Below are 13,219 nucleotides of genomic sequence, written 5' to 3'. Positions count from 1 at the left end.
GGGGGAGCGGCGGTCACCCGGAGGCGCGGTCGGTGGCCGCCTCGTCGAACTCGTAGCGCCAGAACCAGCCGGCACCCCGCTGCTGCTTGGCCCTGACGTACACCAGTGTGCGCGCCGGACTGTCCCCGTGCGAGGGAACCGGCACCTTGTACGTCCTGGGCACGCCGTACATCGGCCCCAGGGGGATCGGCAGGATCCGGCCGTCCAGGGGGCCGCCGACGAATTCGGTGTCCGCGCTCTTCACTCCACCAGGGTCTCACCTCGCCGCGATTCCCCCGGCGGCCCGGGTCGGCGAGGGGGAGGGGTGGTGGCGGGCCGGTGGCGGGAGTGTGACCGGAGAGGCACCGCCCCCGGTCATCCGCAGGCCCCGCGCACCCTTATCCTTCCTGTACGCCCTCGGGGTTCACCCGGGTCAGCGGGCCTGTACGGGCCGGGTGAGGCGCACATCGGCGCGCCCGCCGAGGCGCAGCCTGCGTGCTGCCGCGACTCCGTACCGTGACCCGGCGTCGGCCGTCCGGCAACCCCGGGCACTGGTCGGCAGGGCGCGGACGACAGGGCCGAGCACCACCCCGGGAAGCAGCGGGGGGCGCCGTGCGTTGCGTCCAGTGGTACGTCGAATGCTGTGTCACACCAGGCATGGCAGTGCGCGGAAGGGGCCCGATGGAAGCCGGCAGCAGGTGGACGACCTGGTGGCAGAAGCGTGAGCGGCAGCGGGCCCGGTCGGGTGACGTGGACAGCCCCGCCGCCAGACTGGACCAGCTGCTCGGCGCCGTACGCGCCGGTTTCCCGCTCGCACCCGCCGCGCATCCGGCCGGCTACCGGTGTTCCTGTGACCGGGTGGCCTGCCCGGCCCCCGCCCAGCACCCGGTCTCCTTCGCCTGGCAGACCCAGGCGACCACCGACCCGGAGCAGCTCGCCCGCTGGCTCTCCCGCGACCCGCGGGCCAACTTCGTCACCGCCACCGGCCGCGCCCACGACGTGCTGGACGTGTCGGCCGAGGCCGGCCGGCTCGCCCTGGAGCGGCTCGCCGCGCTGGGCGTCGAGGGCCCGGTGGCCGCCGTCGGCGAGGACCGCTACCTCTTCTTCACCGCCACCAGGGGCACCCCGGTCGACGAGGACGAGTGGTGGCCGAGCGCGCTGGACTCCACGCCGGACACCATGTCCGAGCACCCCGGTCTGCGCTGGCACTGCCGCGGCTCGTACACCCTGCTGCCGCCCGCCGCGCTGCCGGACGGCTCCGAGGTGCGCTGGCTGCGCGGGCCCGAGCAGCCCCTGCCGGACCCACTGCGCGTCCTGGACGTGCTGACCGACGCCTGCACCGAGGTGGGCGCGGTCGCCGAGGAGCAGTGGCTCATCGGCTGAGGCCCGCGCCCACCTGGGCCGCCGCGACGGCCACGGCTACGGCCGCCGCGACGGCTACGGCAGGGTGAGGATCTCCGCGCCGTCGGCCGTGACCACCAGCGTGTGCTCGAACTGGGCGGTGCGCTTGCGGTCCTTGGTGACGACCGTCCAGCCGTCCGCCCAGATCTCGTAGTCGTAGGTGCCCAGGGTCAGCATCGGCTCGATGGTGAACGTCATCCCGCGCTTGATCACCTCGGTGGCCCGCTCGCTGTCGTAGTGCGGGATGATCAGGCCGGAGTGGAACGACGTGTTGATGCCGTGCCCGGTGAAGTCCCGTACCACGCCGTAGTCGAAACGCTTGGCGTAGGACTCGATGACCCGCCCGATCACGTTGATCTGGCGGCCCGGCTTGACCGCCTTGATGGCCCGGTTGAGCGCCTCCCGGGTGCGCTCGACCAGCAGCCGGGACTCCTCGTCCACATCGCCGCACAGATAGGTGGCGTTGAGGTCGCCGTGCACCCCGTGGATGTACGCGGTGGCGTCGATGTTGACGATGTCACCGTCCTGGAGGACGGTCGAGTCCGGGATGCCGTGGCAGATCACCTCGTTGATCGAGGTGCAGACCGACTTGGGGAAGCCCCGGTAGCCGAGGTCGGACGGGTAGGCGCCGTGGTCGCACATGTAGGTGTGGGCGACGGCGTCCAGCGCGTCCGTGGTGACGCCCGGCGCGATCAGCTTCGCGGCCTCCTCCATCGCCCGCGCGGCGATCCGGCTCGCGATCCGCATCTTCTCGATGGTCTCGTCGGTCTGCACCTCGGGCCCGGTGTAGGGCGTCGGTGCGGGCCGGCCGACGTACTCGGGGCGGGCGATGTGCGCCGGGACCTTGCGGGTGGGGGACTGGATGCCGGGTACGAGAGCCATGGCCGCGAGTCTAGCCGCCGGGCCGGACCCGGCCGGGGGTGTGCGGGACAGGTGGGGCCGGGGAATGATCGGTATGACGCATCCGTCGACGGGAGTGACCACCATGCCCCTGGGATTCCATCGCAAGCCGACCGGCAAGCCCGGCGAATGGTTCTACTGCATCAAGCACGCCAAGGTGGAGGAGGGGCCGGAATGCCCCGCCAAGGACCGCCTCGGCCCGTACGCCAGCCGCGAGGAGGCGGCCCACGCGCTGGAGATCGCCGACGAGCGCAACCGCGAGTGGACCAGTGACCAGCGCTGGAACGACAAGCCCGCGGACGGCGACGCGCGGTAGCCGGCCCGGCCTCAGGCGGCCGGCCCGGCGGCGGCCGCCCCCTGCCCGTCCTGCTCGCGCTCCGACCTCTCGGCCTTCTCGTGTTCGGCGCGGACGGCGGCCGCGTGCGGGTCGGTGCGGTCGTCGTAGGCCAGCAGGCTGGGCAGGGCGGCGGCGAGGGCGAGCACACCCACCACGCACGCGATCCCGCCGGCCCAGACCGAGGCGCGGACGCCGACCAGCCCCGCCATGCCGCCGGCCCGGACCTGCCCGAGCTGCGGGCCGATCGAGTAGCTGAGCAGCTCCACCCCGGCCATCCGGCCGCGCACCCCGTCGGGGATGGACTGGTTCCACATGGTGGAGCGGGCGATGCCGCTGATCTGGTCGGCGCCGCCGGCCAGGGCCAGACAGAGCAGCACCGGCCAGACGCTGCCGGACAGCCCGGCCAGGGCCATCGCCGTGCCCCAGACGAGCGCCGCGACCACCAGCAGCCGGCCGTGCCGGTGGATCCGTGAAGTCCACCCGCTGGTCGCCGAGACCAGCAGCGCGCCGACCGCCTCGGCGGCGTACATCGGGCCCAGCGCCCAGTCCGCGCCCAGCTCCGAGGCGAGGAACGGGAAGATCGCCACCGGGAAGGCGAACAGCATCGCGCAGGTGTCGATGGCGTAGGTGCCCAGCAGGTCCTTGCGGCTCCAGGCGTACCGCACCCCGGTGAGGACGGCCCGGACGGAAGGCTTCTCGGCGCCGGTGGGCGGCGGCACCGCGCGGATCCGGGCGAGCAGCAGCAGCGAGGCACCGAAGGTCAGCGCGTCCAGCGCGTACGCGGTCTGCACCCCGGCGAACGCCACGATGATCCCGGCCAGCGCCGGGCCGATCACCGAACCGGCGTTGCGGTACAGGGAGTTGAGCGCGAAGGCGGCGGTCAGCTGGTCGTGCGGGACGATCCGCGGGGTGAGCGAGTCCAGCGCCGGGCGCTGGAGGCCGTCGGCGGCGGCGACCAGCGCGGCCACCAGGTAGACGGGCCAGAGCAGCGGGGTCGGCAGCAGCGCGTTGAGCAGCAGCAGACCGGTGAGCAGGGCGAGCCCGGCCTCGGAGAACAGCACCAGCCGGCGGCGGTCCAGCGCGTCGGCGAGGGCGCCGCCCCAGAGCCCGAAGACGATCAGCGGCACCAGTTCGAAGGCGCCGACCAGACCCACCGCGAAGGACGAGCCGGTGAGCTCCTTGATCTGCATCGGCACCGCGACATACGTCAGATAGCTGCCGAGGCTGGTGACGCACCCGGAGAGCCAGAGCAGCCGGAAGTCCGGTGAGGAGTGCCAGGGGGCCAGGTCGGGGCGGAGGGAACGCAGGAGCGTCCGCAGCCGTCCGTGCGGGGGTGGTTCGGCGTCGTTCACGAACGGACATCCTCGGCCGCCCGTGCCCGCCGCCGCAACGGGTTTTTCCCGCCGGGAGCGGCCGTCGGCGGGCCGGTGCGGTGCCGGTGCCGGGGGCCGTCGGCGGGCCGGGCCCGCGGTTCACCAGCGGCTGATCGCGGGCCCGGCGGTGAGCCGCCCGGCGAGGTCGGCCAGCCGGCCGAGGGCGGAGCGGCGGGCCGCCGGCCGCCCGGCGGCGGCGCTGACCAGGTGCTGGGCGAGGTCGAACGGCTCCTCCTCGGCCGTTCCGACCGCCAGCCGCTCGTGCGCGAGGCCCGCCAGCTCACCGGCGGCGGCGGGACCGGCGCCCTCCAGCGCGAGCACCGTCGCGCCCTGGCGGCGGGCGTCCTGCACCCGCTCCAGCAGCGGTTCGCCGGCCGTCGCCGGGGCCACCACCAGCACCGTGGCGCCGCGCCCGGCCCCGGTGAGCCGCCCCAGGTCCTGCGCCAGATGGGCCGGGGCCCGGGCCGGCACCCGGTGGCGCAGCAGGGTCGGCGCCAGCCGGGGGACGTCCGACCAGGCGGCCTCGTCCCGCAGATGGGCGGCCAGGTGCCAGGGCTCGTACGCCTCGGTGCCGACCAGCAGAAGTTCGCCCGCACCGCGCCGGGAGACCGCGTGCCGCAGCGAGCCGGCGAAGCCGCCGACCGCCTCCAGCCAGCCCGTTCCCGCCAGGCGCTCCCCGAGTGCCGAAACTCTCACCGCGTCCATGCGGCCCAGAATGCCGCGCGGGACCGGGTGTTTGACAGGATCGGCCCATGACTTCCCTCGATTCAGCGACAAACCCGGCCCATGAGCTGCCGGACGTCTCGCAGCTGGTGGTCGGTGTCCTCGGCGGCACCGGCGACCAGGGGCGGGGGCTGGCCCACCGGCTCGCCAAGGCCGGCCAGCAGGTGATCATCGGCTCCCGGCACGCGGCCCGCGCGGAGGCCTCGGCCGCCGAACTCGGCCTCGGCGTCCGCGGCGCCGACAACGCGGCCACCGCGCGCGACAGCGACATCGTGATCGTCGCGGTGCCGTGGGACGGTCACGCCGCCACCCTCTCCGCCCTGCGCGAGGAGCTGGCCGGCAAGATCGTGGTGGACTGCGTCAACCCGCTCGGCTTCGACAAGCAGGGCGCGTACGCGCTGGTGCCGGAGGAGGGCAGCGCCGCCCAGCAGGCCGCCGCCCTGCTGCCGGACTCCCGGGTCACCGCCGCCTTCCACCACCTCTCGGCGGTGCTGCTCCAGGACGAGTCGGTGGAGCGGATCGACACCGATGTGATGGTGCTCGGCGACGAGCGCGCCGCCACCGACGTCGTACAGGCGCTGGCCGGCCGGATCCCGGGGATGCGCGGCATCTTCGCGGGCCGGCTGCGCAACGCCCACCAGGTGGAGTCGCTGGTGGCGAACCTGATCTCGGTCAACCGCCGTTACAAGGCGCACGCGGGCCTGCGGATCACCGACGTGTGACACCCCCGGCGCCGGCCTCACCCCTGGACCGCGTCCGGAGGTGAGGTCGGCGACAATGGGGGCCGACCGTTTCCGGCCCTAGGAGCCCTTCGCCATGCCCCGCACGTCCCGCTACGCCCTGATCGTCGTCGTTCTCGCGGTCGCCGCCGCCGTGGTCTCCCTGGTGCAGGGCTTCTGGCTGGGCCTGATCTGGATCCCGCTGGCGGGCGTGGCCAGCAACGTCCTGTGGCTGAACCTGCGCCGGGCGAAGCTGGCGAAGGCCGCGGCCGAGCGCGCCTGAGGCCCCGCGCCCAGGCCCCGGCGCGCTGGTTCCTACCGAAACGCGCTAGTTCTTCCAGAAGGTGAACAGCTCCCGGCCGAACACCGCGTACGCCCGGTCGACGCCGAACACGTCCATCAGACCGTAGACGGCGTCGAAGAAGAAACGGTTCACCTCCGGCTGCCACAGCAGGGCGAACACGGCCAGCATCCCGTACGGCGCGAACGGCTCGACCGCGCGCCTGGTCCCGTAGGAGAGCCAGGGCTCGATGATCCCGTAGCCGTCGAGACCGGGCACCGGCAGCAGGTTCAGCAGGGCCGCGCTCAGCTGCAGCATGCCGAGGAAGCCCAGCGCCAGGGCGAGCGGCGAGACGGCCAGCTCCTGGCCGTGCCAGACGGCGTGCACCTTCGGGTCGTCCAGCCAGCCCGCGCCGACCGGGACCAGCAGCAGGGCCGCGCAGACCACGTTGACCAGCGGGCCGGCCGCCGAGATCAGGCTGTGCTTGAGCCGCCCGCTGATCCGGTGCCGCTCGATCCAGACCGAACCACCGGGCAGGCCGATGCCGCCGAGGATCACGAAGACGATCGGCAGGACGAAGCTGAGCAGCACGTTCGCGTACTTGAGCGGGTTGAGCGTCAGATAGCCCTTGGCGCCGACGGTGAGGTCGCCGCCGTGCATCGCGGTGCGCGCGTGCGCGTACTCGTGCAGGCAGAGCGAGACCATCCAGCCCGCCACCACGAACAGGAAGACGCCGAACGAGGCGTTCCCGTAACCCGCGTAGACGGCCCAGCCGGACGTGCCCAGGATCGCGAGGAGCGCCCAGAACACCGGACTGATCCGGCGCTCCTCGCTGCGTGAGCGCTGCGTTGCGGCGAAGGTCATGGTGTGGGTGCTCCGGGAGTGTCGGGGGTGCGGGCAGAGGACCGATCATGCCGGGCGGGCCCGTCGCCGGACAAGCCGTCCCAGGTGAACGTACGGCAGCCCGGTCCCGGTTCCGGACGGGGACAAATGTGCGTGCGCACCGGCGGGCATCGACCAGAATGGGCGGGTGCACTACGGCATCCTCGGAACCACCACGGCCCACCATGACGACGGCACGCCCGTCCCGCTCGGCGGAGCCCGGCTGCGGGCGCTGCTCACCGCGCTGGCCCTGCGGCAGGGGCGGCCGGTCCCGGCCGACCTGCTGGTGGACGAGGTGTGGGACGCCGAACCGCCGCAGGACTCCTCCGCCGCGCTGCAGACCCTGGTCGGCCGGCTGCGGCGCACCATCGGCCGCGCCGAGGTCGGCTCCGGCCCGGCCGGCTACTGGCTCACCGACCCGCGGACCGACCTGGCCGAGTTCCAGCGGCTCTCCACCGAGGGCCGCCGGGCCCTGGAGAACGGCGACCACCCGCTGGCCGCCGAGCGGCTGCGGGCCGCCCTGGCGCTCTGGCGCGGCCCCGCCCTGGCCGACCTGCCCGACCGCGGCGGCCCCGCCACCCGGCTGGAGGCGCAGCGCGACGAGGCCTGCCGGCACCGCATCACCGCCGACCTCGGCCTCGGCCGGGCCGCCGACCTCACCGCGGAGCTGGCCGAGCTGTGCGAGCGGCAGCCGCTGGACGAGTCGCTGCAGTACCTGATGGTCCGGGCGCTGCACGAGAGCGGCCGCACCGCCGAGGCGCTGCGCCACTACGAACGGACCAGGCGCGCCCTGGCGGACGAGCTCGGTGCCGACCCGGGCCGCCGGCTCCAGCTGCTCCACGCCGAGCTGCTGGCCCCGGCGGACCGGCCCGAGCAGCCCGCGGCCCCCGTGCGGCCCGGGCCGCCGCCGGAGGCGCCCCCGGCCCGCAGCGCGGGCAATCTGCGCGGCCGGCTCACCAGCTTCGTCGGCCGGGAGAGCGATCTCGCCGCCCTGCGCGCCACCCTGACGGGCAGTCGGCTGGTCACCCTGACCGGTCCCGGCGGCTCCGGCAAGACCAGGCTCTCGGTCGAGGCCGGCCGCGCCGAACAGGCCGCCGGGTCCTGGCCGGACGGCGTCTGGCTGGCCGAGCTCGCCCCGCTGGAGAGCCCGGCCGCCGTCCCGGCCGCGGTGGTTTCCGCGCTCGGCCTGCGCGAGACCCTCCTGCACACCGGCGGCATGGTCGCCGAGGTGATCGAGCCCCGTACCGACGACCCGGTCCGCCGGCTGGTCGAGCACTGCGGCCGCCGCCGGATGCTGCTCGTCCTGGACAACTGCGAGCACCTGGTCCAGGCCGCCGCCGACCTGGCCGACCGGCTGCTCGCCGAGTGCCCCGGCCTGACCGTGCTCGCCACCAGCCGCGAGCCGCTCGGTGTCCCCGGTGAGACCGTCCTGCCGGTCGAGCCGCTGCCCGACCCGGTGGCCCTGCGCCTGCTCGCCGAGCGCGCCGCCGCCGCCCGCCCGGGCTTCGACCCGCGGCGCGAACCGGAGGCCTGCGCCGAGATCTGCCACCGGCTGGACGGCCTGCCGCTGGCCATCGAACTGGCCGCCGCCCGGCTGCGGGTGATGACGGCCCGCCAGATCGCCGACCGCCTGGACGGCCGGTTCGCCCTGCTCACCGCCGGCAGCCGCACCCTGCTGCCGCGCCAGCAGACCCTGCGCGCGGTGGTCGACTGGAGCTGGGACCTGCTCGGCAAGCGCGAACGGGCGGTCCTGCGCCGGCTGTCGGTGTTCGCCGGCGGCTGGACGCTGGAGGACGCCGAGGCGATCTGCGCCGACGACGCCGACGTCCCCCGCGAGGAGGTCGCCGACCTGCTGCTCTCGCTGGTCGACAAGTCCCTGCTGGTCGCCGACCTCGGCGGGGGCGGACCGCCGCGCTACCGGATGCTGGAGACCATCCACGAGTACGCCGTCGAGCGGCTGGCCGGGGCGGCCGAGCGGGACGAGACCGAACGCCGCCACGTCGCGCACTTCCGCGCGCTGGTGTGCGCCGCCGAGGAGCGCATCCACGGGCCGGAGCAGCTGGACTGGCTGGCGGTGCTGGAGCGCGAGCAGGACAACATCCGGGCCGCGCTGCGCCGCGCGGTGGACCGCGGCGACGAGCAGGAGGGCCTGGCCCTCGCGCTCGGCATGAGCTGGTACTGGTCGCTGCGCGGCTTCAGCCTGGAGGCCCGGGGCTGGTACGACGCGGTGGCGGCGCTCGGCCCGGACCCGTTCGCCCCGGACGCCCCGCCGCCGGTGCCGCTGGACCGGCACGTGCTGGCGTACGGCCTGCCGATGCCCGAGGGGGTCGCGGCGGAGACCCGCCGGATGGTCGCGATGTACCGGCTGGTCGGCCTGTTCGAGGGGAACCTGGAGGTCCTGGGGGACCAGGAGGCGATAGCCATCTCGCAGCGCATGATCGACGTGTACACCCCGGAGCTGCCGCAGGGGTACCGGTTCCCCGGGCTGATGCGGGTGTTCGGGGCCTTCCTGGTCGGCCGGCTGGACCTGATGAAGGAGCTCCTGGAGGACGCGGTGGAGGGCTGCCGGGTCCACGGCGGGCCCGGTGACCTGGCGTTCATCCTGCAGGTCCGGGCCAAGGTGATGAACGACTGGCCGGGCGGCCTCGAACAGAGCGTCCGGGACGGCGAGGAGTCGCTGGAGCTGTACCGCCGGAGCAGCGACCTCTGGGGGATGTCCCAGGCCTACGCGGCCCGGGGCGAGTCGATGGCCAACCAGGGCCGGTCGCGGGAGGCCGCCGACGCGTACCGGCGGGCGATCGAGCTGGCCGAGGAGCTGGGCGCCCCGCAGGAGGTGCCGATGCTGCGGGTGCATCTGGGCAGTGCGCTGCTGGAGGAGAGCCTCGACGAGGGCGAACGGGTCATCCGGGCGGCCCTCGTCTCCATCGACGGGCCCGGGCCCAACCAGGCCGCCAACGGCGCGCTCCTCTTCGGCCGTCTGATGCTCTGTGGGATCCATGCCCAGCGCGGCGAGTACGAGCAGGCGCTGGCCGAACTGGAGCTGCTGGACCAGGGCCGGGTCGGCGCGTTCGCCCCCGGCCTGGTCGGCGGGCTGCTGACGACCACCCGGGGCTGGATCCTGGCCCGGGCCGGCGATCCCGAGCAGGGGCTCGAACTGCTCCGGCGAGGGCGGTCGTTGCTGAGCTCGATGCACACCGCCAGCGGCTTCGGCGAGCACATGACGGTCATGGTGGCGCCCGCGGCCGTCGGCGTGCTGCAGGCCTTCGCCGAGCGCGACGGCGATCCGGAACCGGCCCGTCGGGCCGCGGTACTGCTGGGTGCGCACGCCGGGCTGAACGGTCCGAAGGGCAGCTACCTGGACCGCCGGGAGCGGGAGCGCGCCGAGGAAGGGCTGCGCGCCCTGCTCGGGGACGAGGGTTACGAGGCGGCGCTCGCCGAGGGCCACGGCCTCACCCCGGTGCAGACCGCCGAGCTGCTGGACCGGCTGGTCGTCCCGCCCACGGGCTGACCGGCCGTCCGCTCCCGGCCGCCCCGGGAACGGGCCGGGAAAGGACCGGCCGGCCGGCCTCGGGGCCCGTCCCCCCCCGAAGCCGGCCGACCGGTGGATCGACGGCCCGCGGTCACGTCCGCTTGCGGAACCGGGCCACCGCGAGCGGTGCGAAGACCGCGGTGATGCCGGCCGACCAGACCAGCACGATCAGCACCGGATGGGCCACCGCGCCCTGGCCGTTGAGCAGGCCGCGGCAGGCGTCGGCGAGCGCGGAGAGCGGGTTGTACCGGGTGAAGGCCTGCAGCCAGCCCGGCATGGTGTCGACCGGGGCGAAGATCGAGCTGCCGAACTGCATCGGCATCAGGACCAGCATCGAGACGCCCTGGACGGCCTGGGCGCTGCGCAGCGCCATGCCCAGCAGCATCGAGATCCAGACGACCGACATCCCGAAGAGCAGCGACAGGCCGATCGCGGCCAGCAGCTCCAGCGGGCCGGTCTTCACCTCGAAGCCGATGCAGAGCGAGAAGACGATCATGATGGTGAAGGAGAGCAGGGCCCGGCAGGTCTCCGCCGCGATCTTGGAGAGCAGGACGGAGGCCCGGCCGATCGGCAGGGTGCGGAAGCGGTCCATCACCCCGGTCTGGAAGTCGCTGTTCAGCCCGGTGCCGACGGCCATCGCCAGGGTGATGCCGGTCTGCCCGAGCAGGCCCGGGATCATGTACTGCTTGTAGGCGTCCTGGTTGCCGGAGACGGCTCCGCCGAACACGTAGACGAACAGCACGGTGAAGATGATCGGCATCAGCACCGCGTCGAACATCGACTCCGGGTCGGCCTTGATCCGCATCAGGTTGCGGCGGGTCAGCGCGCCGATGTGCCGGAAGGTGCCGGCCAGACCGATCCGGCTGTCCTCCGCCCGGGCGGGGGCGAGTGTGGCGGTGCTCATGCGACGGGCTCCTTGACGAGGCGGGGGGCGGTGTCCGCGGCGGCCGCGGGCTTGCCGGTGATGGTGAGGAAGACCTCGTCGAGGCTGGGCACCTTGGTGTCGATGCCGGCGATGGCGAAGCCCCGGGTGCCGAGCACCCCGACCACGGCGGTGAGCTGCTTCTCCCCGGTGATCGGCACCGAGAGCAGGCCGGTGTCGGCGGAGAAGGTGGCGGTGACCCCGGTGTCGTGCAGGCAGCGGGCCATCTCGGGCAGCTCGGCCGGGTGGGCCGGGCGGACCTGGAGGGTCTGGCCGCCGACCCTGGCCTTGAGTTCGGCGACGCCGCCGGCGGCGATCACCCGGCCCTTGTCGATCACGGTCAGCTCGTCGGCGAGCTGCTCGGCCTCCTCCATGTACTGGGTGGTGAGCAGCACGGTGGTGCCCTCGGCGACCATCCGCTGCACCTCGTCCCAGACCTCGTTGCGGGTCCGCGGGTCCAGGCCGGTGGTGGGCTCGTCCAGGTAGAGCACCCGGGGGCTGCCGATCATGCTGGCGGCCAGGTCGAGGCGGCGGCGCATGCCGCCGGAGTAGGTCTTGGCGACGCGCTTGGCGGCGTCGGTGAGCGAGAAGCGCTCCAGCAGCTCGGTGGCGCGGGCCTTGGCGTCCCGGCGGGAGAGGTCCAGCAGCCGGCCGATCAGGTAGAGGTTCTCGTAGCCGGAGAGCAGTTCGTCGACGGAGGCGTACTGGCCGGTCAGCCCGATGGTGCGGCGCAGCTGCTTCGGCTGGCGCAGCACGTCGTAGCCGCCGACGACGGCGGTGCCGGCGTCCGGCTTGATCAGGGTCGACAGGATGCGGACCAGGGTCGTCTTGCCGGCCCCGTTCGGGCCGAGCACACCGAGCACGGTGCCTTCGCGGACGGTGAGGTCGACACCGTCGAGCGCTTTGGTGGCGCCGTAGTGCTTGACGATGCCGTGGACCTCGACGGCGTTGCCTGCGGCGGGCCCCCGGTCGTTCGGGGCGGTGGCGATGCGTGTCATGCCTTCAGGCTGTCCGGTCCCGCTGTCAGCGGTCTGTCGCCGCCCGGTCGGACCGGTCGGCCCGCTGTCGGTTCGCTGTCGGCTCGCTGTCACGGCGCCGTCGGCGGGTGCCGGGAGACGACAGGAGCCCCGCTCCACGGGGAGCGGGGCTCTGCTGTCGGCGGCGTCCGCCGGCCGGTCAGTGGAAGGTGTGCTCCGGCGCCGGGAAGGTGCCGGCCGTCACCTCGGCGGCGAACTCGCGGGCGGCGTCGCCGAGTACGGCCCGCAGGTTGGCGTACTGCTTGACGAACTTGGGCACCCGGCCCGCCGTCATGCCGGCCATGTCGGTCCAGACCAGGACCTGGGCGTCGGTGTCCACGCCCGCGCCGATCCCGACGGTCGGGATCGCCAGCTGCTCGGTGACCTGGGCGGCCAGTTCGGCGGGCACGGCCTCCAGCACGACGGAGAAGGCGCCGGACTGCTGGACGGCCTTGGCGTCGCGCAGCAGCTGGTGGGCCGCCTCGTCGCCGCGGCCCTGGACGGGGTAGCCGCCGAAGGCGTGCACGGACTGCGGGGTGAGACCGATGTGCGCCATCACCGGGATGCCGGCCTCGACCAGCAGCTCGATCGAGCGGGCGCTGCGCTCGCCGCCCTCCAGCTTGACGGCGCCGACCCCGGCCTCCTTCATCAGCCGGGCCGCGTTGTGCATGGCCTGGGCCGGGGACTCCTGGTACGAGCCGAACGGCAGATCGGCGACGATCATGGCGCGCTTGGTGCCGCGGACGACGGCGGCGGCGAGCATCACCATCTGATCCATGGTCACCGGCACGGTGGTCTCGTAGCCGAGGTGGCAGTTGCCGGCCGAGTCGCCGACCAGCAGGACGGGGATCCCGGCCTCGTCGAAGACGCCGGCCGTCAGGGCGTCGTAGGCGGTGAGCATCGACCACCGCTCGCCGCGCTGCTTGGCCGCGGCGAGATCGCGGACGGTGACGCGGCGGTTGGTGACCCCGCCGTAGAGGGTGGTGGTCGACGCCTGGTTCTGGGCAGGCGAAGGCGAAGAAGCGTTCATCGAACGGGCTCCTGAAGGTTTGTCGTCTCGTGGCGCCGTGCGGCGTCCCCGGATCACCTCCATGCTTGCACGCCTCGGCGCGGGCGCAAAGAGGCGTGCGCGCCGTTCGGTGCGATCTGCCGCACACC

At 73.9% G+C, this 13,219-nt stretch carries 13 protein-coding genes; 5 read left to right on the top strand and 8 right to left on the bottom strand.

The features are described 5' to 3' along the window. Nucleotides 1-13: 13 nt before the first annotated feature. Nucleotides 14-244 carry a hypothetical protein gene (locus AB0P06_RS22550; protein ID WP_363610005.1) on the bottom strand — a complete coding sequence of 77 codons (231 nt, stop codon included), beginning with the start codon at nucleotides 242-244 and terminating at the stop codon, nucleotides 14-16. A 416-nt stretch (nucleotides 245-660) separates the two neighbouring features. Here AB0P06_RS22550 and AB0P06_RS22545 point away from each other — a divergent pair, with 416 nt between their 5' ends. Further along, entirely contained in the window at nucleotides 661-1,362 is a 702-nt protein-coding gene (locus AB0P06_RS22545) for a bifunctional DNA primase/polymerase (RefSeq protein ID WP_363610003.1), read from the top strand. Nucleotides 1,363-1,416: 54 nt separating this feature from the next. On the opposite strand, the gene map is transcribed toward AB0P06_RS22545, so the two are convergent. After that, nucleotides 1,417-2,262: a type I methionyl aminopeptidase gene (map, locus tag AB0P06_RS22540; protein WP_363610001.1), complete on the bottom strand. Its 846-nt coding sequence runs from the start codon at nucleotides 2,260-2,262 to the stop codon at nucleotides 1,417-1,419. 103 nt (nucleotides 2,263-2,365) lie between these two features. Here map and AB0P06_RS22535 point away from each other — a divergent pair, with 103 nt between their 5' ends. After that, nucleotides 2,366-2,596 (top strand): hypothetical protein, encoded by a 231-nt coding sequence (locus AB0P06_RS22535; protein WP_363609999.1) that lies wholly within the window; start codon nucleotides 2,366-2,368, stop codon nucleotides 2,594-2,596. A gap of 11 nt (nucleotides 2,597-2,607) precedes the next feature. Here AB0P06_RS22535 and AB0P06_RS22530 read toward each other — a convergent pair whose 3' ends face one another. Further along, nucleotides 2,608-3,969 carry an MFS transporter gene (locus tag AB0P06_RS22530; RefSeq protein ID WP_363609997.1) on the bottom strand — a complete coding sequence of 454 codons (1,362 nt, stop codon included), beginning with the start codon at nucleotides 3,967-3,969 and terminating at the stop codon, nucleotides 2,608-2,610. 120 nt (nucleotides 3,970-4,089) lie between these two features. Next, a complete protein-coding gene (locus AB0P06_RS22525; RefSeq protein WP_363609995.1) occupies nucleotides 4,090-4,695 on the bottom strand; it encodes a hypothetical protein in 606 nt (201 codons plus the stop codon). A 47-nt stretch (nucleotides 4,696-4,742) separates the two neighbouring features. Between AB0P06_RS22525 and npdG the strand changes: the two genes are divergently transcribed. Continuing rightward, a complete protein-coding gene (npdG, locus tag AB0P06_RS22520) occupies nucleotides 4,743-5,435 on the top strand; it encodes an NADPH-dependent F420 reductase (RefSeq protein ID WP_363609993.1) in 693 nt (230 codons plus the stop codon). Nucleotides 5,436-5,529: 94 nt separating this feature from the next. Further along, nucleotides 5,530-5,715 carry a hypothetical protein gene (locus AB0P06_RS22515; protein ID WP_363609991.1) on the top strand — a complete coding sequence of 62 codons (186 nt, stop codon included), beginning with the start codon at nucleotides 5,530-5,532 and terminating at the stop codon, nucleotides 5,713-5,715. Nucleotides 5,716-5,760: 45 nt separating this feature from the next. Here the strand turns inward: AB0P06_RS22515 and AB0P06_RS22510 are convergent, their stop codons facing one another. After that, on the bottom strand, nucleotides 5,761-6,576 hold the full coding sequence (locus AB0P06_RS22510; protein ID WP_363609989.1) for a site-2 protease family protein: 816 nt from the start codon (nucleotides 6,574-6,576) through the stop codon (nucleotides 5,761-5,763). 166 nt (nucleotides 6,577-6,742) lie between these two features. Between AB0P06_RS22510 and AB0P06_RS22505 the strand changes: the two genes are divergently transcribed. Continuing rightward, nucleotides 6,743-10,102: a BTAD domain-containing putative transcriptional regulator gene (locus AB0P06_RS22505; protein WP_363609987.1), complete on the top strand. Its 3,360-nt coding sequence runs from the start codon at nucleotides 6,743-6,745 to the stop codon at nucleotides 10,100-10,102. A 112-nt stretch (nucleotides 10,103-10,214) separates the two neighbouring features. On the opposite strand, the gene AB0P06_RS22500 is transcribed toward AB0P06_RS22505, so the two are convergent. From AB0P06_RS22500 to panB, 3 genes are all read right to left on the bottom strand, one after another. Continuing rightward, entirely contained in the window at nucleotides 10,215-11,027 is an 813-nt protein-coding gene (locus tag AB0P06_RS22500; RefSeq protein WP_363609985.1) for an ABC transporter permease, read from the bottom strand. Further along, nucleotides 11,024-12,043 (bottom strand): ATP-binding cassette domain-containing protein, encoded by a 1,020-nt coding sequence (locus tag AB0P06_RS22495; RefSeq protein ID WP_363609983.1) that lies wholly within the window; start codon nucleotides 12,041-12,043, stop codon nucleotides 11,024-11,026. Before AB0P06_RS22495 ends, AB0P06_RS22500 begins: the two co-directional genes overlap by 4 nt. 178 nt (nucleotides 12,044-12,221) lie before the next feature. Continuing rightward, complete coding sequence (gene panB, locus AB0P06_RS22490; protein ID WP_363609981.1) at nucleotides 12,222-13,091, bottom strand: 3-methyl-2-oxobutanoate hydroxymethyltransferase; 870 nt, start codon at nucleotides 13,089-13,091, stop codon at nucleotides 12,222-12,224. Nucleotides 13,092-13,219: the final 128 nt, after the last annotated feature.

Source organism: Kitasatospora sp. NPDC088351, assembly GCF_040685575.1.
In the GTDB taxonomy this organism is placed as follows: Bacteria; Actinomycetota; Actinomycetes; order Streptomycetales; family Streptomycetaceae; genus Kitasatospora.
The sequence above is the reverse complement of the archived record's forward strand: the minus strand, read 5'-3'. Positions and strand labels throughout refer to the sequence as shown.

Coding starts and splice junctions, on each gene's coding strand:
- AB0P06_RS22510 (WP_363609989.1), bottom strand. CDS start 6,576: ATGACCTTCGCCGCAACGCAGCGCTCACGCAGCGAGGAGCGCCGGATC.
- AB0P06_RS22495 (WP_363609983.1), bottom strand. CDS start 12,043: ATGACACGCATCGCCACCGCCCCGAACGACCGGGGGCCCGCCGCAGGC.
- npdG (WP_363609993.1), top strand. CDS start 4,743: ATGACTTCCCTCGATTCAGCGACAAACCCGGCCCATGAGCTGCCGGAC.
- panB (WP_363609981.1), bottom strand. CDS start 13,091: ATGAACGCTTCTTCGCCTTCGCCTGCCCAGAACCAGGCGTCGACCACC.
- AB0P06_RS22545 (WP_363610003.1), top strand. CDS start 661: ATGGAAGCCGGCAGCAGGTGGACGACCTGGTGGCAGAAGCGTGAGCGG.
- map (WP_363610001.1), bottom strand. CDS start 2,262: ATGGCTCTCGTACCCGGCATCCAGTCCCCCACCCGCAAGGTCCCGGCG.
- AB0P06_RS22515 (WP_363609991.1), top strand. CDS start 5,530: ATGCCCCGCACGTCCCGCTACGCCCTGATCGTCGTCGTTCTCGCGGTC.
- AB0P06_RS22535 (WP_363609999.1), top strand. CDS start 2,366: ATGCCCCTGGGATTCCATCGCAAGCCGACCGGCAAGCCCGGCGAATGG.
- AB0P06_RS22500 (WP_363609985.1), bottom strand. CDS start 11,027: ATGAGCACCGCCACACTCGCCCCCGCCCGGGCGGAGGACAGCCGGATC.
- AB0P06_RS22525 (WP_363609995.1), bottom strand. CDS start 4,695: ATGGACGCGGTGAGAGTTTCGGCACTCGGGGAGCGCCTGGCGGGAACG.